Genomic DNA, 21890 nt, shown 5'->3' on the forward strand with positions numbered 1-21890 from the left:
CTGCGGGCCTGAAGCTGGTACTGATTGCGGGCCCGCTCTGATGAACGGTATGCACAGGCTGCTGCAGTACCCTGGATGCGGTCAGGTTAACATTTTTGGGCTCTCAGGCATGTGGCTGCAAGAAGTTCGGCCGACAGTATGGAGCATAAGGTCTGGCTGTGCTTAAGCAAACTTCGAGTGTCAAATAGCAAAAAGGCTCCGGGGTCATCATACCCTGGAGCCTTTTTACTATGGCGGTACAGTACACATGCACGGTACCGCTCTGTGCACAGTTGGCTAAAGCCAGCGGTGCTGGGGCTTAGTCAGCCTTTTTGCCCTCAGTGCCCTCTACGACTACCTGGGCAGCTTCGCTGGTGGCCTCGGATGCAGCTGGGACTGCGGCTGGCTCGGTCTGGGCCTGAGCCTGCCCGGCTGCTGCAGCAGCGGCGTCAGCTGGAGCAGGCTCTGCCTGGGCGCTGTCTGAGGCAGCAGCAGCTGCAGCAACGGCACCTGCTGTGGCTACGTCGGTTTGAGCGGCTACGGCGGCTGCAGCGGCACTGTTGGCAACAGGTACTGTGTCAGCATCAGCAGCCTCGGAAATATGAGGAGCATTGCGCTCATCTTCCTCTACTGAGGAGGTAACAATGGCCTCAGAGCCGGTGCGGGTAGTGGTGCCAAATACCTGAGAACGCATCTGTGAGTTGTTGAGGTTGCGATCTACTACTGAACCACCAACGATCTGAGCAAGAGCGCGCTCCTGCATGGCTACGGCTACGTAGCGGTTGGCAAGATCACGGATACCCTGCAGGAAGCTTAAGTACATTTCAGCGGAGTGAATGGACACATGCTGGCTGCTGATGATGTTTACCAGCTCAACCTGGGAGCGGTCGATATCACGGTTTAACTTCTTGGCGTGCTTTACCATGGCCTCTACATTGCCAGCTGTAGGCTCAGCGGCCATACGGTGCAGATCACGGGAAAGCATGTGCAGACGGGCATTGATGTCCATCAAAGAGGTCTGCATTTCGCCCTGGAAAATGGTGTGACGGTTGGCAATGTGGTTTACGGCACGCTCTACCATGTAGCGGATAGCCTTGGAGGCTTCACGCATATTGGAGAAGGTCAGGTAGAAGAAGTGCTTGGCATCACTGGTAACCTTGCTCTCACCCATGTTGGAGCTGGTATTTGCCAGGGTGTAGTACTCAGAGCGCACCTTGGAAATATCGTATTCGATATTGGAGGCCTTGTTGAAGTCTTTTCTTAACTTGAGCTCGTTGTCGCCAAAGAAGTTCTCAAGTACGCGGTCAACAACCTCAACCTGAGCATCAAAGTAGACAGGAACGGCCTTGGCAATAGAGCCCAGAACCTTCTCATTGTCATCCTTGGCCTCAAGTACCAGAGATGTGGTATCAGAGGTCTTCTCACGGGCAAAGTTGCTGCGGATAATCACTGCCGATGTGATGAGCATGGTAATGATAATTGCAATTTCACCGACGCCAAAGAAGAACAGGCAGACAATGGAGGCTGCTGCAAAAGCAGAGATAGCGGTAATAAACCAGCCGGCAATAACGGTGATTACACCGGAGATACGGTATACGGCTGACTCACGGCTCCAGGCGCCGTCAGCAAAGGAGGTGCCCATGGCGACCATGAAGGTTACATAGGTGGTGGACAGAGGCAGCTTTAAGGTGGTTGCCGAGGCAATCAGAATGGAAGCCAGAACCAGGTTTACAGAGGCGCGGACATAATCAAAAGGAAGTGGAGCTTCGCCCTTGACTACATCCGGCTTGATATAGCGACTGCCGATAAATGCCAGAACGAAGCCAGGCAGAATGTTGCGGCAGGCACGGGAAACACCCAGACCAAAACGGGTAATAACACGACCTGGGGTGGAGGCACCAAACTGCTCGTGCTCACCGTGGGTGGAGCTTGAGAGGTTAATGGAAGTCTGAATTACACGGTGAGCCTTTTTGGAAGTCCAGAGAGTGAACACCATGACCAGACCGGCAATAATGAGATAAATGGTGGAAGCTGGAGCATTATTATTGAGAATGCCCATGGTTATCTGATGAGGATCAGGAGAACCGGCACTCAGCCAGAACATGAAAGCATCCAGAGCAGCCAGAGGCACACCAATGAAGTTTACAAGGTCGTTACCGGCAAAGGAGAAAGCCAGAGCAAAGGTACCAGCCAGAATAATAATCTTGAAGACGTTGAATCTGATTAATACCAGCACCTGACCAAGAATGGTAAGGCCGATAAACATATAGGTGAGAATGGCTGAGGTGTTGTCATTGATGAACTGAATGTACTCAGGCTTCATGAATGAGGCACCTTTGGCACCTTTCATTACCAGGAAGTAGAAAATGGAGGAAATGGAGAAACCGAAGAACAGACCACCAAGGTACTTGTAGGTATTCTGGAATCTGAAAGTAAAGAGAATACGCAGAACGAACTGAACGATGGCGCCTGAGAAGAAAGCGACTACTACAGACACAAGAATGGCAGAAACAATGGTTGCTGCACGGTCGGTCTTGATGTACTCAAAGATCTCCGAGTAAGACATGCCCATGGTGCTGAGCTTGTAAGCCGTAGCAATTACGGCTGCACCGAGCAGCTCAAAGATAATGGATACGGTAGTAGAAGTTGGCAGACCAAGAGAGTTAAAGGTATTGAGCAGTAACACGTCAGCCATCATTACGGCGCAGAAAATCATCATTACGTCGTAGAAGGTAAACAGCTCAGGTCTGAACATACCGCTGCGCGCAATTTCCATCATGCCCGACGAGAAAGTAGAACCGATAAGTACACCAATAGAGGCTACGATCAGAACTACCTGCAGGGGAGCAATGCGGCTGCCTACAGCTGAGTTAAGGAAGTTTACGGCGTCGTTGGCAACACCGACAAAAAGGTCAATAACCGCCAGCAGCAGCAAAAAGCCAACCAGCACAACAAAAATTGATTCAAGCATAAGTATTATCACTTTTTTGGGGGCGCTCTTAAGCCGGCCTGAAGCCAGGCTGCAGATCCAGTATCTTTTACCCTGCGCTTAACTGACATAATCAGTAAGGTCCCACTCCATCCTGCCTGCATCATGCTACTCAGCACTCCTGAGTGTTATCAGCCTGAGACAGGGCCGCTCTGTTCCAGTCTTGCCGCTGCGGCCTCTGACTGACTTGAGTGTCATCAGATGCCACAGCATGCAGGTTGAACACCTGGTTCAGAGACAGTTTATCAGCGGCCAGATCTGGCAGATCACTGACAGCCCTGCTGCAGTTTCAAGATACCCTCATTAATATTGAGGGCATCTTATGCAGATTGCACACATGAAAAAGTCCGGAGGGCAGCCATGGCATGTGCCATGGCTGCCAGACAACTACATTGTCTTATGTTGCTGTCATATACTCCGGGCTTATGTCTGCAAGGCTGTGATGTCAGGAAGAAAGGCGCTGTGCCTTTTCAAAGCATGGACAGAATAAAAGATGCTGTTATCTGCCGGTCAGTACTGTTTCTGACGGGCATTAAGAGGCATTCTCTAGAAGCTCAATCGTTAACTCTGACGCCCTGAAAACCTGCTTGTGACGGCCAGGACATCATACGGCTACCCCTTGGGAGACCGCATGAAAAAATATACCACAGGGCTCAAAAGTTGCCGCAAGACTAACAGGGCATTGTTAAGTTTTTGTTAAGCTGTATCACCCTCAAATTGTACCATTTCATTATCCAGTACCTCCTGTTATCACAGTTTTAACAGGCAATACAGGGGTCCTTTGCTGCCCCCCTGACTGACAGTTTCAGTACAGAGAAAAGTCAGGCTCATGCTTTACCATAGCTAGAAATATCGGCAGGTACATGCAGGTCAGGCATATTTAATAATATAAGACCATAACTTTCCAAGCCAGCCACTGCAAAGGTCAATATCTCGACCAAAAGTACCATCCACTATGTTCCGATTTAAAGCAAAGAGCCTTTGATGGTGTATCAAGCCGGTCATAAAAACGGACCTTTCTACTGTTCAGGATCCCACCTGGTTTCCAAGTCATCATGCGTCAACCCCCCGGAAGTCGGGGCCGGGAGTGCAGACCTGCCTACATACCAGTTTCACTTTCTCAGAATGCTTAGTATTAGCAAAACTTATACAGCTCCAGCGTTGCACCTGGCTACAAGATACTTTTACACATATTTATACTATATACCTGCACATTTTACACACAAGAAAATATCACAAAGCCATTTAATCGGACAAATGCAGGATAAAGCCCCAGAACCATAGCTGTTTCACAGTTATACATACGAATTTTACAAAAGTGACAGTAAAACCGTGTTAACTACACCATATTAACCTGTTTCCCCGTCATGGCTGATCCCCAAAACTCTATAAAAGTCCCTCAAACAGGCCATGGCAACCCATCCAGTCTTAACCCCGATCAGCCTTTATATTGGCCGTCCAGTAACAGTTATGACGCCTTAATTGTCCTGCAGTGTCACAACAGCAGACGACCGGATCATTGAAATTACCAGCAAAAATCCCTGCCAGACAGCTTCAATAAAACCAGCCCATCCCTCAGCCTGCCCTTTAAGCCACAGAGCCAGCCAGACCCCACAGCCCTCAATCCGTCAGACCATCAATACTGGAAACACGCCCCCAAAAATCATGAATCCTGGCATGAGTCGAAGCACGAGTATTGGCCAACATCCCTCAATAACACTCATACATCGAGCCCTCATCCATAAAACACACAGGCAGCTGCCATATGCTGAGCACAGGTAGGCCATGCAGGCAGCTGCCATATGCTGAGCACAAGTCGGCTATGCGGTCAGCTGACAAATGCAGAGCAAAGGAAGATATAAAGTGCCCCTGCCGGCATGCAGGAATCAGCAATACCTGTCATTCATGCAGAGATAAGTCCACTCAGTCATGCAGCACTCCCAAAACGATGCTCTTTATCCTTGAGGAAATCATTATCAACTGCATAAGCCGCTCGCTACGCCATGTCCTGACAGGCTCATGCTATTCATGCCCTTTTTCCTTGAAGCTTGCGTTCATTTTCACTGATGTATGTATGATTACAGGAAGTATGTACTACTGATTAGCTTATGCAGCATGCTTCAAGCTTACAGTTGTACAAGTGCAAGTAACATCAAAGCGTAAGCGCTAAGCCCGCCATAGCTGGCTTTTGTGCCGCTGACATAGTATTTCCATGCTGACAAAAGACGACGGCATACCTGGAAGGAGTTATATATTGCAGCCGACTGCAATGGTCATCCCCGTGCAACTGCAGTAATCCCCTATAAAAGCTTTTCCTTCAGGTGATTACTTACAGCATCTGTATGCTGGACTTGTAACAAATACCTTTGACAGCAACTCAACCGATCCATTGCTGACTTACAGGCTGGCTGGCAGACATTGTGGCTGACTGCCTGATGTTTGTCGTTCTTTGCCTGACCTCATCTTAAGCTGATATGGAAGTTGACCATCTCTGCCCTGCATCATTGGTCCACATGCTAATTGTTGCCAGTTTTATCATCCATAACAAAGAGCAGAAAAGTCATACTCAGACATAAACTGGAACATAACGGATCATGTAGTGACTTCGCTTTATGTGACCGGACAGAGCTCGACGGGCATCATAGCCCGTTACGTCATGATCCTGATAGCAAGTCATAAAATGACTGGCAAAATCCCTGGCAGGCATTACGGAACATTACCCGGGCATGGTCTGACGAGGGCACGGCAATGCACTGCACAGCCAGGCACGGCATGGCATGGCATGGCATGGCACAGCCTGGCAAGGCATGGCACAGCCTGGCATGGCACGGCATGACCATAGCTGGGTACTGCATCCGGAAGCCTCCCATAGTTCAATGCTGATGCATAGTTCTACTGCATACAGGTGCTACGTACCACCTCTGCATAAGATACTAATGGCACTGTCATAAGCTGCCCATTGGGCTGGCCGTAATGAGGCATGTCATGTTTTCCTTTCTTTATGACTGCTTGACTTGCTGCCGTTTTGACTGTCGGAACTGGCCGCTGTTTTTTGCTGCACACTGGCTGCTCCAGAGGTCTGGTCATATCGGTTGCTGCTCATATAAGGTGAAAGTAAGTGTACGGTCCATTGCCCATGGGTAAGGGTCATGGTCAGGGGCCTGGGCATCCTGAGTAGCCCGCGCAAGAGCAACCATGGATGCCAGATTAAGATAACTGGTCAGGCTTATGGCATAAGATAATGAGGGCATGGCCATCCCGGCGCCTTTTCAGACTGGAGATGCAAGGAAAAAGGCATTATTTGCAGCTCCCCTGCAGGGCAGAATCTTGCTGTCAAACGTGCTGTCATAATGCAGGAAAATCGATATGAAAAATATTGTTTGTAACAGGAAGTGCATTTGTCTGCTGGCATGGACAGGCCATGCTGACAAAGGCTGTAATGCGGGGAATTTTTGTTTGACACTTGGGGGGCTTTTGTCTAAAGTATAGCAGGCCTTGATGTCATACCCGGTGCAAATGGCTTATTTATGCGCCATTTATCGGCAAAACTCCAGGTCACAGCTGAGGATAAGACAGCTGTCTTTTACCTGCCTTAGGGAGTATCTCTCTCCTGATAACTGACTGGCCGACTTCCGTCTTCAGGCCTGTACTGCATCCGCCTGAACCTGGAATCCACTCATACCATTAAGGCAACTAAAAGTCAGTTGAACCTGTCATCTTAAAGTTTTCTTAACGCAGAACATACACTGTCCTGACAGTGATCTGCTCTAATGTCTGCTTTGCTTACTCAGCTCACTTACTGGCACTCTCTGCCAGAGCAAATCCACCCTGTGATTACTGACTCAGACTACTGTCTACTGTACTGATTTCATCTTATCTCTGCCCTTAACCCTGCTACTGTGCGATTAAGCTGCCTCCAGCCATGCCTGAGCAGGTTTCATAGTCTTGCTTTAGCAAAATTCATGGTCGTGCATTAGCAAGGCTCATAGTCTCGCTTTAGCAAAATTCATGGTCGTGCATTAGCAAGACTCATAGTCTCGCTTTAGCAAGGCGGCAGAATGCTTTCTTATCGCTGAAGCCTGCTCTAAGACCTTGGTAAAGAGACTGCAAAATCTGATGAGACAATTCAGGACTGAAATATGCTGATTTCTGTTGCGCCTGTTACTCTGGCCAGTTCCAATACTGACCTGGGGCGTTTGACAACAGCTTCGTATCAGTCCGGTATCAGCACTGCTAACCATATTCTGAAGCTTATTAATCAATGTTTTGCCGACCACAACTTTAGCCCGGTATTTTCATCACTTCATTCAAGATGAGCATGATGAGCAGATCATCACAGGCTGAACCTGAGTAACAGCCTGACTGCGCTGTCAAATTCCTGTTCTGACATGTCATTGAGATCTGCATGGATATTAGCTGCCATACAGTCAGGAGAACATGCCATTGAGGACATGCCCCTGCTGATGTTGTAATGATATCCAGCCTTAAGTGCTGCTCTTTATCTTATATGTATTGCAGGATCCTGCCTTCAATACTGGCAGAGCACAGCAGTGCTCGAGGCACCATGGTCCTGTGATGAAACTGTTACCAGCTCCTGACTGAGCTCAGGAGGCATGTTCGGCACCTGAAAGGATCTGTATGGCCCAAGTCGGCTGCTCTCCTCTGTGTCTGCAGCTGCGGTACGTTGGGTCATCACCCCCTGCTGTCGCGGCATTAACCAATGCACACCGGCACATCTGACGCAACGACACGGCTGACAACAGCCAACAGTATATGGCGTATGAATCTGTGAAAGTATGCAGTCTGCATGATCAAAATTGCCAGACAGGCCGGTCCATGCAGAGAATGCAAAGCATGCATGCTTGCATGCGATATATGCAGCTTTATACAGCAGTCTTATACAGCCGCCAGGCTGCTGCGCTGGCGGGCGGGCCATATCTGCCCACTTGAGCATGTATGTTGCTGAAGCTGCCATACATCACTGGCTTTGCGTCCTGACATGATTGCGGGTGGACAATACACCAGGCCGGGACGGCCTCAGGTCACAGCCCAACCTGTTCTTTTACGTATGCACGGCACTGTGCACAACAGCCTTTGTGCTGTTTAGTACAGGAGATTTTTCTATGATTACAGCCTGCCAGCTCTATGATGACAACAGCCTCTCCCTGGTAAGGGTAACTGCAGGTGACGCCTTACCCTCAGATGTAATCTGGCTCGATGTGCATCAACCCACTGAGGAAGAAAGCGACTGGCTGGAGAAGCTCTTCGTTGAAGACGTGCCTGATGAAGACGACATGGACGATCTGGAATCATCGTCCCGTTTTAAAATCGGCGCCGACGGTGTGCATATTCTCTCCCTCTTCCCTCAGCGTCTTGCCAATGATACCCGTGGCGTAAACATGTCCTTTATCATCCGCAAGAATCTGCTCATCTCCTTCCGTGAAGATGAAGTGTCCATCGTGCGTCTGTTGCGCTATCACATCCGCTACGGCAAAGCTGATATCCGCTCTGCCCTGGATATTCTGCTGCAGCTGCAGGACCTCAAGGTAGATCAGCTCTCTGACCTTATCGAAGATGCTTACGGCGTACTGGATGAAACCGCCGATCAGATCCTGTGTGATGACAGCGTGGAGGATACCCTGCGTGAGCTGGTACGCCAGGAAGAACTCAACGGTCAGATTCTGCAGGCCCTGTACGATACCCGTCGCGCCCTGCGCTTTATCAAGAAGTCCTTTGAGACTACCCTTGATGACAAGCAGGAACGCAGTATCGACGAAGTGCTTAACGATATCGAATCCATTCTTCCGCACACTCAGTTCCTGGCCAACAAGATCAACTTCCAGCTTGAGGCCTCCATGGGTTATACCAACCATAAGCAGAACAAGATCATCAAGATCTTCTCTGTGGCTGCAGTAGTGTTCATGCCTCCTACCTGGATTGCATCCCTGTACGGTATGAACTTCGAGTTCATGCCTGAACTGCACTGGGAGTACGGCTACCCTCTGTCCATAGGACTGATGGGTCTGTCAGCTGCACTTACCTACCTGTTCTTCCGCAAGAAGGGCTGGCTCTAACCAGGCCTGCAATCTACTCCAGTCTGAAAATTGCACCGGTCTGCAAACAGCTCAATTCTGCAGTTACACCGGCACAGGATAAAACTCCATCTCAGGGCACCGCCGCCCACCAGGCATCTGCGGAGCTATACAGGCAGCAGCAACTGTCACAGGATAAGACAGCTCTGCTGCCAGCTGTCGTGCCAGCCCAAGGCCCACTTTAATGTGGGCCTTTTCATATCCAGTCACTGTACAGCCCGACCACTACCCCTGCCCCCGACTTGAGCCGCCCTGCTGCATGCTTTCGCTCCTGTCAGTACAGCAAAACCAGGTCCTGCACCGGCAAAGGCCTACCGAGCAAGGTGATCACTGTAATACCTGTCTCCATGATTAATAAGAGCCTTATGCAATCCAAGCCATGCTGTGCGAACTTTCAGGACAGCACACTCATTGTGAAGCAGCCAGAACCGAATGCGTGCGCTCCATTTAGATTAATAATCTCCAAAACAATATAGTATTGCCTGATGAGCCTCTGCATTAGCTGGATAACAGCCCCAGCCTTACCAGCTGATAATATCTGACTGGAGCTTGTTTCTGATGACATACATCTGCAATCAAAACCGGCTACATATCCTTGCCAATATCACTGCCTTACCCTGCTGCTTGACCTGAAACCTGAAAAACCTCTTCCAACCTAGACAAACCCAGCAAACCTTGCAAATCAGGCAAAAGCACTCCAGGCTCCAAAATTTCATGGCCACAACCTCCGCCACTGCCCCCTTAGCATCTTGTAAGTACAATGATTTTGTAATGCATCACCAAGAAGCAGCTCAGCAATATGCTGCTTTAGCATGATCACTTAAAACACTTGTTGACAAGTACAGGCTTTTCAATGTCATATGCTGTTAATATTGTCCAGGCAATGCTCCGAATTTATCAATTTCATAGACATACATAGCTGCTTTTCTGCTGTGATGTGGTTACGTTTACACACCGCTCAGCAAATCACCCTGCAGTGCATCTAGTGGCGTACTTAAAGAAAGCACGTCAGGAGGTGAAATAAATGCGTATTTTCCTTATAGGATGGCTTTGAGAACAAGCAGTTGTCCAACAAGAGCAACAAAATATTCTGTGATACCTTTCCCAGCTGTTCCCGGCGTCACCCAGGAGAAAGTGTAAAAGTGTTCATGGGCCCGCCTGCAAACATGGGCTCGTCATTGGGCGAGTCATGAAAATGATCTTGCAAGCCCTTATCATGGCAGCACTCAAGGTGACTCAAAGGCATGGTGAAGCCTCAGCAGAGCGTTGTGCAACGTTTTGGTATGGCATCCCAGGTATTTGCTGTGTTGCATCACCGTTGTGGTGCATATATTTCTCACAAATTACGGCGCTTTAACGGGGCAAAATATGGCCTTTGTGTATCTATTTAAAACCGTTTACAAGCCTCAGATAGATACACGGAAATTTTTGCCGGTTCCCATAAAAAGGTCAAACTTTGAGTGTCATCAGTATTCAGATTGTTGGCTGCGGTCCGTTAAAAGGTGAACTGTTCACTGATACCCATATTTGCGGTCTTTGTGATCAGGATCCATGTAACGTACCTGCGCACCGATCCCAGGCAGAAGTTCTGGCTTGATTCTTGAATCAATCAGGCTATAAGTTATAGGGAGCACCAAGCTTCACCCTGTAGCGGGAGCCTGACTAATACGATAAACAGGCCAGAAAACAGCAGAACAGAGTCCTCACTACTGATGGATAAAGCTGCTTAATTTCTGCAGCATTAGCTGTCATGGCGTGCCTTAAAAGAGCCGTCACAGCCATACGTTTTATAGTAGTTTGACAGCTTGCCGGAGCTGATTTGTTTGCCGCTTACGGCAAAGGATTGCAGCTGAAAAACACGGCGCAAAATCCCTAAAGTCGTAAAAGGCATAACCGTTAAAATAACTAAGCGGTCAGAGAAAAAGACTTTGACCTGGTACTCAACAGTTCCAGTAGCTATGACTGGACGCGTGCGAATTTTCAGGAGTGCAAAATGCCATCTAATATTACTTCCGCTGGTTCCGCTTCCGGCATGGACTTTGAGTCCATTATTGCTGCATCGGTTGCTGCCAAGAAAAACCAGATCAACAAGAACGTCATCTACCGCAAGGAAGAGACCAACATCGCCATCTCAGGTGTTGGCAAGTTAAAGAGTGCTTTAACCGACTTCCAGAAGGCTCTGAAGGCCCTTACCGAAGACAACGGCTTCAACACCCGTAAGGTAACCACCAACCAGCCTACCGAGAACCCATTCTTCACCGTTTCCACCAAGGACGACGCTGCTGACGGTTCTTACGATATCGCTGTTAAGCAGACCGCTTCCAACGAAAAGATCTCCCAGACCTTCAAAGACGGCACCAAGTTTGGCCAGGAAGGTACCCTCACCATCACTCTGCCGGACGTAAAGAACGACGATGGCAGCGTTAAGAAGCGTGAGATCAAGATTCAGGTTGCTGCTGACGACACCGTTGCTTCTCTGCGTAAGAAGATCAACGACAATGACTTCGGTGTAACCGCTACTACCGTTTCCACCAAGGACGGCGACAAGCTTGTAATCGACACTGGCTTATCCGGTAAGGATGCCGAATTCGAGATGAAGTTCGAGGCCAAAAACGGTGCCCAAGCAAATGCTGAAACCTCCAAGTTAAACGTTAGCACTAAAGGCCAGACTGGCAATAAGGTTGGCAATTGGGACGTTGTTCAGGGCCGTGACGCCATCATCGATCTCGATGGTCAGGAACTGACCTCCTCTACTAACGAGTTCAAGAACGTTTCCGGTCTGACCATTAACGTACAGCGCGAGTCTGAGAAGGACGACAAGGGTGGCTACATCTCCAACAACGTAACCGTATCTGCTGACATTGATAAGGTTACAGAGAAGATGAACGGCTTCGTAAACGCCTACAACACCTTAATCTCCACCATGGACACCCTCTACGAGCACAACACCTACACCGACGGTCAGAACAACTACGACGGTGGTGAGCTTGCCGGTGACTCCATGCTCCGTGGCCTCAAGACCCAGGTCCAGAACATCATGACCAAGGTTAAGGGCAACTCCTCAGGTCTGGACATCTACTCTGTAGGTATCAAGATCGACAAGGACGGCACCATGTCCCTCGACTCCACCAAGTTCAAAGAGGGCATCAAGGACAACTTCAACGCCGTTGTTAACATCTTTGCCAGCAAGGATGACAAGAACCCAGGTGTTATGACCGAGCTCAACAAGATTGTTGACGACTACACCAAGAGCAACGGTCTGCTGTCCAACCGTGAAGAGTCCCTGAACATGAAGCTCAAGGACTACCAGAAGGAAGAAGCTGAGAACGCCACTTACCTGGAAGAGTATGAGGCCAACTTACGTCAGCGTTATGCCCGTCTCGATACCACTATCGCAGGCTATAACACTTCCCTGAATTACTTAATGTCCGCATTAGGTTAATGCAATAAAGGCTGAAAGCCTTTAAATCAGGGCTTTCAACCTCGCACCTGATTCGCACTACTACTCTGCCCCAGAGCCGTAACAGGCTTTGGGGCTTTTCTGTATTTGAGGCCCAATTATCTGTGCATTTAATGAGGTCGCCTCAAAACAGGAATGCCGGATGTAAAAGCCCTTTTACTGGCCCCATTACAAAAGAGGAGCTGCGTCACAGGCAATAATAAGCCCTGCTGCTTAAAGGACAACTTGCCGCCTATGCCGTGTTGTTCCAATTGACGACATTGGCCTATCCAGTACTCTGCCATGCTGGCTGCAGTACAACTTGGCGGCTATCCCGAGGTGGTCCAATGGCTGACACTGGCATACCCAGTACTCTGCCATGCCGGCTGCAGTACAACTTGCCGGCTATGCAGTGTTGGTCAAATGGCCGCTACTTGCCTGGCCTTTACTCTGGCTCAACACTGAGTAATGACCAGTCAATGGTCCGCCTACGATGCACAAGCATGCTCATTGACTGCCACATTTAGCCAGTGACAGCCTCTGTTATGGCCCATGGTAATTTGACTTCAGTTGCAGGAGTCAGCAGCGCAAGGCACTGCACTTGCTCTGTCTGCTGCCTGATCCTTACGTATGGTGTCGAGATTGATCGGGTCGCAGGACTGTTAAGTGGCGAATGCGGTTCAAATTTGAATGGTGTCCGGTTTCAAATTATAAAGACGCAAAAAGCCCGGGGCGCGAGCCTCGGGCTTTATTGTCTGGTGGCAGCAGCCTGCAAAGCAGGCCTGCTGCCCTGTCAGTACAGCGGTGCTGAACGCAGCTGGACTGTGCAGAGATGAGGAATTACAGGGAGTCTACGCAGCCTAATTCCTGCATGGCGGCGAGTACACGCTCGGTCATGGTCTCCTGGCCCTTACGTAACCATACGCGTGGGTCGTAGTACTTCTTGTTAGGAGCGTCTGGACCGGTTGGGTTGCCCAGCTGACCCTGTAAGTAGTCCTTGTTGCTCTCGTAGTAATCCTTTACACCCTTCCAGCAAGCCCACTGGGTGTCGGTGTCGATGTTCATCTTGATTACGCCGTAGGATACGGACTCAGCGATTTCTTCCTTGGTAGAACCGGAACCACCGTGGAATACGAGGTTTAATGGCTTAGCCTCGGACAGACCAAACTTCTCAGCTACGTACTTCTGGGAATCACGTAAAATGGTTGGCTTGAGCTTGACGTTACCTGGCTTGTAAACACCGTGTACGTTACCGAAAGAGGCAGCGATGGTGAAGTTTGGAGAAATCTTGATTAAGCGCTCATAGGCGTAAGCTACGTCCTCTGGCTGGGTGTATAAAGCGGACTCGTCCTTGTCAGAGTTGTCAACGCCGTCTTCCTCACCACCGGTGCAGCCGAGCTCGAGCTCGAGGGTCATGCCAAGCTTGGACATACGCTCAAGGTACTTGCAGCAGAGGTCTACATTATCCTTAAGTGACTCCTCGGAGAGGTCAATCATGTGGGAGGAGAATAATGGCTTGCCGTGCTCCTTGAAGTAGGCCTCACCAGCGTCGAGCAGACCGTCGATCCATGGGAGTAACTTCTTGGCGCAGTGGTCGGTGTGCAGAACAACTGGGACACCATAGGACTCAGCTACGTTGTGAACGTGCAAGGCGCCGGAGATGGAGCCCAGAACGGCACCCTGCTGGCCTTCGAGCTTGATGCCCTTACCGGCTACGAAAGAAGCACCACCGTTGGAGAACTGAACGATAACAGCAGAGTTAGCCTTCTTGGCGGCCTCTAAAACGGCGTTAACAGAATCGGTACCGATGCAGTTTACAGCTGGGAAAGCGTAGCCATTCTCCTTGGCAACAGCAAATAACTTGTGGAGATCTTCGCCAAATAACACACCAGGCTTAACAACATCTAAAATCTTGGTCATTGAAGTCAATTCCTAAAGTAAGGCGCTTGGTTGCGCACTTAAATGCTTAATTGTTTTGTCTCTTACTGATCTCAGCGGGCACACACTCACGGTAGGTCATTACGGAGACAATTTGGGCCGGGGCCCACGAAGAGGCACAGACACCGTCGGTATCCATTTTACCACTGCGCAGGCTCAGGCATGATGCCCGGTTCACAGTCCGGGAATCGGCTCAGCATACGGCTGAATTACTCAGCAGCACGCTTCTCAAGAATCTCAACGGCAGGTAACTTCTTGCCCTCGAGGAACTCAAGGAAAGCGCCACCACCGGTGGAGATGTAGGAAATCTTATCCTCAATGTCAAACTTCTGGATAGCAGCAATGGTGTCACCACCACCGGCTACGGAGAAGGCATCAGAGTCAGCAATGGCACGGGCCATGGCTTCGGTACCCTTGGAGAACTGATCAAACTCGAATACACCAACAGGACCGTTCCAGATAATGGTCTTGGCGCCCTTGATGGCTTCGCATACGTTCTTGATGGACTCTGGGCCTAGGTCGAAGATCATGTCGTCATCGGCGATCTCAGAGATCTTCTTAACAGTAGCAGGAGTAGCAGCGTCGAACTCCTTGCCGGTTACTACGTCAACGAAAGCAGGAATATTGGTCTTGCCGGCAATTTCCTTTGCCTTCTCCATGAGCTCTGGCTCATAGAGGGACTTGCCAACATTGTTGCCCTGGGAAGCGATAAAGGTGTTGGAGATACCGCCGCCTACTACGAGGTGGTCAGCAACGCCCAGCAGGGACTCGAGAACTGGTAACTTGGTGGAAACCTTGGAACCGCCTACGATAGCCAGCATTGGACGGGCTGGGCTCTCAAAGGCCTTGCCCAGAGCGGTGAGCTCAGCGTCAAGCAGCAGACCTACACAGGCAACAGGAGCGAACTGAGCAACACCATAGGTGGTGGCCTGAGCACGGTGAGCAGTACCGAAAGCGTCCATTACGAAAACGTCGCACAGAGCTGCATACTTCTTGGAGAGGTCTTCGGCGTTCTTCTTTTCGCCCTTGTTGAAGCGGCAGTTCTCAAGAACCACAACCTCACCCTCGTTCACTTCAACACCGTCGAGGTAGTCCTTAACGAGGCGTACTGGGCAGTCTAAAAGGGTAGCCATGTGGTCAACAACTGGCTTTAAGGAGAACTCCTCAGCGTATACACCCTCTTCTGGACGGCCAAGGTGGGAAGTAACCATGACCTTAGCGCCCTTCTCAAGAGCTAACTTGATGGTTGGTAAAGAGCTTACGATACGTACGTCTGAGGTAACCTTGCCATCCTTTACTGGTACATTTAAATCAGCACGGATGAATACACGCTTGCCCTTCAGGTCGAGGTCGGCCATCTTCTTGACTGCTGCCATAACGATAATTCCTCAAATTTGATTGTCATTTCAGACTTTTAACCATCATCTCAGGACCTTTGCCTGTTTTAAGGTTTGTGGTCTGCCCGGTGTTGCAAAAAGCACCGGATGATGACGGATGAGAACTTTGCCAGGATCCACACACGCGAACTCCAGGCACCGGCTCTATGCCGCTTTCCAGTTTATACAAAAAAACCGCATACTTCCGGAGTTTACCGGCAGATAATATCTGCCTCAAGTGAGAAATATTATATAGTAAAAGCACCATTGCAGCAATTGAAAAAGCCCGGATGCGTGCCCTTTGAGGGCAAATCCAGGCATTTAAAAAAGTTAGCTGCATCAGTCATCCTAGATAAACAGTCAGAGCCTCTCAATCCACTCACTGACTGCATAAAAAGTCCCTGCCATTACAACCCTGCACGTAAGTTAACCCCCGCCTCAGACATACAGCTAATAAAAAAGCGCCCTGCAAAGGCGCTTTAATCGTGATTCGTTAATCATTTCTCATATCAGATGACTGCCGCAGCACAACAGCGTAAACACCTAAGCCATATCCCGGACAGGCCATGCTGGTCTCAATGAAGCAGCACCAAAGTGGAAAGTACCATGGACATTACCTTTCCAGGAAGAACATAAGGCAAAGTCCAGGTAAACGCCCCATATGCATGCCAGACGACTGCTCATGCGCTCATATAAAGTCAGCACAGCTGCAGCATACATGCATGCATGCATGCATGGTCACTGATTCTACGGGGAGGCACAGCCTCTCTTGCCAGCTCCGACGGATGGCATCCACATGCTGGATCCCCCATGCCGACTTCTCTATGCCGTCAGCCAGAGGCTGGACAGATGGGCTAATGCAGGGCTGGTATCTAATGGGTCATCAGCAGATGACGACATCAGCTGCCGAGGTTGATGGTTTCCCAGGCGCGACGCATGTGGTACTGGGTTGCCAGTGCCAGACCCTTGTTGCCCTTGAAGTTGTCGTCGTTTAGCAGCATGGACTTTCTTCTGAGAATATAACCGGCACGCTCGATGTACTCGGCCATCTTGATTCCCTGGCTGTTCTTGACAGAAGTGCGCATCAGGGTCTTGAAGTCCTCAACGTTGAAGTCCTTGTTCTCAAGAGCCTCAGCAAAGTGACGGTAGAGAGGCTCAAACCACATCTTAACGTTGAACTCAAGGTACATGTTGGAGCACTCACTGACGATAAGCATACTCAGATCGCTCAGTTCAGCATCCTGACACAGGTCACGATGGCTCTGACGAATTTCATCAGAAATACGCAACTTCTTGTGGTTGCAGGAGAAGTCCATGGCCTCCCTCATAATCATGGCCACGTCTTCGAAGTGCTGACGGGTACCCATGAGGTTGGCCAGACCTACAGCCAGAGTAAAAGCCTCAGTAATGGCATAGGAGGTATGGTTGTAAAGCTCGATAGTTGGGTTGGCAGCGCGCTTGTAGCTGTTCAAGGCTGCGCGGAAAGTCTCAAAGTCCACACGGGTGCCACGGGATACGGACAGTACAGCTGGAGTATCAGCTGGACAGTCAAGGCCTCGTCCTGGATTGTCATGATCAAAGACGCTCAGAACCACAGCACGGCGCAGCTTGGATAAAGGCTCCATGCCAATCAGACCACCCTCTTTTAAAGGCAGGCTGGCAATGGACTGCTCCTTTTGCATGGTAACAGGCATCTCATGGACAGCGTGGCCTGCACCGCTCTCAAAGCCGGCATTGTCAAGGTCAGGGGCTGCTACATACTTGCCGCTTTGATTTAAGACTACGCTGCGGTAGTTAACAGGATACTTGTCTACATAGACGGTTGGAGAGCCGGAGATCATCAGCAGCAGCTCGTTGATAAAGGAGCTGAACTCAAAACGTACGTCATCAAGATCGACAATGGTCTTGTCGCGGCTGGCGTCAAGCCATGCCTGATCGATAGACTTGAGCTCAAACTCAACTTCAGATACCGGGCTGGAGCAGATGCCGGCATTGATTTCACCCTGGTCTACAGCTACCTCAAAGGACATGAAGTAAGGTACGGTAAAAACCATGGAAGAGCGCTGGAAGTTGCTGCGGTAGCGCAGGGTAAGTGGGTTTTCAGCCAGAATGTCGTTGAGGCCTTCAGGAAGCTGACCAGGGCCAAACAGGCTCAGATCAGGAGACTGCATGTCCTGCTCACAGCGCACGTTGTACTCAACGTGAGTATGTGAGGCACCGCCCATCTCAACTTTGGACTTGAATTTTACAGTCTGCTCAACGCCGGCAACGGCATCGGAACGACGCATGCGCAGGCCCATCTGAAACTCTTTGAACAGATGGTCAAAGCTGGTATCAAAGTACTCATTGGACAGTTTTTCAGTGCGAACCATGGAGACATCAGCCTTAAACTCATCAAGAGCATGGGCCTTTTTGAAATCATCGCTGAGCTCCTCATAGCGTACAGCAATGACCTCATTGAATTTGGCACACAGATCTTCAAAAAATGAACCGGCATACTTGCCATTAAGTCCAAACTTGTACTCACACTCGATGTTGTTCAGCAAATCCGAACCAGCTCCCATAGCAACCTCATATCATCTTGTACAGCAATAACAGCCCGCCCTGTATAAAGACCAGCAGATCTTGCCGGGGTAACAGCAAAGCAAAGAGTCAGCATCAGCCTTTAACATTAACGCAGCTGCAAGCAGCTGACGGCAGCAGCCGTATCTCAGTCCATACACCATCATAGCTTCCCACTCCCTGACACAGAGCAAAAGGGAGAACCGGGTTATAAAGATGGTGCTGCCGCTTAGAAAAACAGCATGGCTCCCAGGCAAAAGGAAGCCATGGCAGTAAGAAATAAGAAATATCATGGAAAATAGCAAAGTTACCCCGCCCCTGCAACTTTCCATAACATAGGGAAAAGCGTTCCGAAAGCCCGTTTTTTCCGCCCTGCACCATTTGACTAGATATAGCATCTTTACCACTTTGAGGGCTAAATAACGGCTCTGCCGGGTGCCATTAATGAAGCACCAGCCATAGACCGCCATCTGGCCAGCCCCATGAAGTCCAATATGGGAAAAGTGCAAAATTTAGAGCTCAATCAAACTTTTGGATCTCCGGCAAGCTAATGCTGATCACTTTTATTCCAGCCCCACACCACAACACAACACATATCGATACGACACCACCATGGCCATACAACCGCCAGGCAGGGGCCGCCGGTGGCAGAAATAGTCATATTTATGTCGATGCAAAAAATGCCACTTCGACACATCAACAAATTTTTAAATAATCTTGTCCCGCCGGGCACTTCTGTCAAAAGGCATAAATATCAAGTTAAATAAATCTGACGATCACACGACAACTATGGTCCAGGACCAGGCAAAGCGTAATATGGCATACATGGTGCTAAAGCAATAACTAAAAGCTTCAGTAATGTTTTATGAAGCTCATCAACAGGCTTCCACAATGTTTATCCATGGGACCATTATGCTGTCCCGCATACCTGCTTTAAGAGGGAATTGCTATGGCTCTGTACGTTAACACCAATGTCAGTTCGATCAATGCCCAGCGCAAACTTGCTAACAGCACTCTGGCCCTGAATACCTCCTACCAGAGATTAAGCTCAGGCCTGAGAATCAACTCTGCCAAGGACGATGCCGCCGGCCTGCAGATCTCCGACCGACTGACATCTCAGATTAATGGCCTGAACCAGGGTAACCGTAACACCAATGACGGTATTGCCCTTGCCCAGACCATCGAAGGTGCCCTTGATGAAACCACCAGCATGCTCCAGCGCATCCGCGTACTGGCCGTACAGTCAGCCAACGGCACCAACTCCGAGTCTGATCGTAAAGCCCTTCAGGAAGAAGTTACCCAGCTCTCCCAGGAAATCAACCGTATTGCCCGCCAGACCACTTTTGCAGGTGCTACCGTTCTGAATGGTAAGAATAACAAGAATGGTCAGGACCATTTAAAGGTTGAAAACAGCCTTATTCCCAGTGCCTCAGGCAATATTGTATTCCAGGTAGGAGCAAATGCAGGCGACACACTGTCAATGCAGTGGGATAAGCCTTTCACCCTCTCAGGTCTTGCTGATATGGCAGGTTTCGCTGCAGCAAAAAATATTCAGCAGGACAAAAATGCTACACAAGGACTGGTGGTTGATGGCGCCACAAATGCTGCCAAGGCAGAAGTTCGCTGGACTATTTCCAAGGCTTCTCTTGCTCAGTACACCCTTGGCAACATCGACAAGATCATCCAGCAGGTTGACTCTAAGCGTGCCGAGCTTGGCGCTTTACAGAACAGAATGGAAAGTACTATTCGTAACCAGGCTTCCATTTCTGAAAATGAGGCAGATGCCCGCAGCAGAATTCGTGACACGGACTTCGCCTCAGAGACTGCAGCTCTTACCCAGAACAATATTATTCAGCAGGCTTCTCAGACTATTCTGGCCCAGGCAAATCAGCGTCCTACTATCGCTCTGAGCCTTTTAGGACAGTAATAGACTTACCAGCTACATATTCTTCTCTCTTAATTATTATCTGGCGGGCTTTACCCGCCTTTTTTGTTTGTGCCCAGCATTCACCCCTGCCATGTGGACTCCTTACGGATTTTGTCCCTTTCTGCCATGCTACCGCGCCATGATGCCCGGCTGTCCCCTGCTCATAACAGTAGAGCTCCCCTGCAAATTAATTACGCTTTCTAAACATTTATGAAGCTATTGTCTGTTACTTTGCACCTGTCAGGCAAAAACTGTCCGTAAATGCCAAAAATTTGAAATATTCAGCCATATTTGGGATTTTTCTGCAAATTTCTGCCATTTTGGGGAATTTCTTTCCAGGCTGTTTTTATTTCCTCATGGAAATTTGACACTTCACTGATTGTTTTAGTTAGACAAATCACGACCAGTTACGAGTCATGGTTTGGTAGTCCTCTGATATTTATCTTAGTGCAGCCTATTTACAAGACGTTTTATATTGTTCCTGGCACGACCTGGCACACCACATGCTCTATATCCGCTATAACATTATTAAACTGAAACTAAATGTTTTCGCAGGCTCGAAAGGACCTGCGTTATAAAACAAAGAGAGAATCGTCATGGCACTTTATGTAAATACAAATGTCAGTTCGATTAATGCGCAACGCAAACTGGCCAACAGCACTCTTGCCCTGAATACTTCCTATCAGCGCCTGAGCTCTGGTCTTAGAATTAACTCTGCCAAAGATGACGCAGCCGGTCTTCAGATCTCCGACCGTCTGACCTCTCAGATTAACGGTCTTAACCAGGGTAACCGTAACACCAACGACGGTATTGCTCTTGCCCAGACCATCGAAGGTGCCCTGGACGAAACCACTAACATGCTGCAGCGCATCCGTGTGCTGGCAGTCCAGGCAGCAAACGGCACCAACTCCACTGCAGACCGCAAGGCTCTCCAGGAAGAGGTAACTCAGCTCTCCGAAGAAATTAACCGTATTGCCCGTCAGACTACTTTCGCCGGCGCTACTGTTCTTAACGGTCCAAAAGACACAACAAACAACAGTCCATGGCTTAAGAACACAAACAGCCTTATCCCAAGCGTAGCAAATAATGTTGGTGGAACTATCACATTCCAGGTAGGCGCTAATGCTTACGACACTCTGAAACTTGACTGGAAAGATCCTTTTACCCTGTCAGGCCTTGCCAAGATGGCTGGACTTAATGCTGCAGACAAAACCGGAACTCAGAATGCAGGCAAACAAGGCATTGTTTATGACAACACCAACAAGTCACAGATTCGCTGGACCATTTCAACAGCATCGTTAGCCACCAATACTCTGGCTAACATTGATAAGGTCATTCAGGCCGTCGATTCCAAACGTGCTGCACTTGGCGCTTTACAGAACAGAATGGAGAGTACTATCCGTAATCAGGCCTCCATTTCTGAAAATGAGGCTGATGCCCGCTCAAGAATTCGTGACACAGATTTCGCAGCTGAGACTGCAGCGCTGACCCAGAATAACATCATTCAGCAGGCTTCCCAGACCGTTCTGGCACAGGCCAACCAGCGCCCTACTATTGCCATTAACCTCTTAGGTCAAGGCTAATATCG

The 21890-nt window shown here is 49.4% G+C and carries 9 protein-coding genes; 5 read left to right on the plus strand and 4 right to left on the minus strand.

Features of this window, described 5'->3' with window-relative positions; all coding sequences use genetic code 11:
- Positions 1–298: 298 nt before the first annotated feature.
- Complete coding sequence (locus MXE39_RS08130; RefSeq protein ID WP_246978024.1) at positions 299–2950, minus strand: inorganic phosphate transporter; 2652 nt, start codon at positions 2948–2950, stop codon at positions 299–301.
- Between the two features lie 4157 nt (positions 2951–7107).
- On the opposite strand from MXE39_RS08130, the gene MXE39_RS08135 reads away from it, so the two are divergent.
- The 3 genes from MXE39_RS08135 to fliD all read left to right on the plus strand — a co-directional run bounded on the left by MXE39_RS08135 (position 7108) and on the right by fliD (position 12502).
- Positions 7108–7284 (plus strand): hypothetical protein, encoded by a 177-nt coding sequence (locus MXE39_RS08135; RefSeq protein ID WP_247073933.1) that lies wholly within the window; start codon positions 7108–7110, stop codon positions 7282–7284.
- Positions 7285–8091: 807 nt separating this feature from the next.
- Complete coding sequence (corA, locus tag MXE39_RS08140; RefSeq protein WP_246978023.1) at positions 8092–9042, plus strand: magnesium/cobalt transporter CorA; 951 nt, start codon at positions 8092–8094, stop codon at positions 9040–9042.
- Positions 9043–11053: 2011 nt separating this feature from the next.
- On the plus strand, positions 11054–12502 hold the full coding sequence (gene fliD, locus MXE39_RS08145) for a flagellar filament capping protein FliD (RefSeq protein ID WP_246978022.1): 1449 nt from the start codon (positions 11054–11056) through the stop codon (positions 12500–12502).
- A gap of 837 nt (positions 12503–13339) precedes the next feature.
- On the opposite strand, the gene fbaA is transcribed toward fliD, so the two are convergent.
- The 3 genes from fbaA to MXE39_RS08160 form a co-directional block, all read right to left on the minus strand.
- Positions 13340–14419, minus strand: a complete 1080-nt coding sequence (gene fbaA, locus MXE39_RS08150; RefSeq protein WP_246978021.1) for a class II fructose-bisphosphate aldolase — start codon at positions 14417–14419, stop codon at positions 13340–13342.
- Positions 14420–14646: 227 nt separating this feature from the next.
- Positions 14647–15813 carry a phosphoglycerate kinase gene (locus tag MXE39_RS08155; RefSeq protein ID WP_246978020.1) on the minus strand — a complete coding sequence of 389 codons (1167 nt, stop codon included), beginning with the start codon at positions 15811–15813 and terminating at the stop codon, positions 14647–14649.
- An 899-nt stretch (positions 15814–16712) separates the two neighbouring features.
- Positions 16713–18377 (minus strand): CYTH domain-containing protein, encoded by a 1665-nt coding sequence (locus MXE39_RS08160; RefSeq protein WP_246978019.1) that lies wholly within the window; start codon positions 18375–18377, stop codon positions 16713–16715.
- A 947-nt stretch (positions 18378–19324) separates the two neighbouring features.
- Between MXE39_RS08160 and MXE39_RS08165 the strand changes: the two genes are divergently transcribed.
- On the plus strand, positions 19325–20302 hold the full coding sequence (locus MXE39_RS08165) for a flagellin (protein ID WP_246978018.1): 978 nt from the start codon (positions 19325–19327) through the stop codon (positions 20300–20302).
- A 596-nt stretch (positions 20303–20898) separates the two neighbouring features.
- Entirely contained in the window at positions 20899–21885 is a 987-nt protein-coding gene (locus MXE39_RS08170; protein WP_246978017.1) for a flagellin, read from the plus strand.
- The last annotated feature ends 5 nt before the right edge of the window (positions 21886–21890 follow it).

It is taken from the genome of Anaerobiospirillum sp. NML120511 (assembly GCF_023050955.1).
GTDB lineage: Bacteria > Pseudomonadota > Gammaproteobacteria > Enterobacterales > Succinivibrionaceae > Anaerobiospirillum.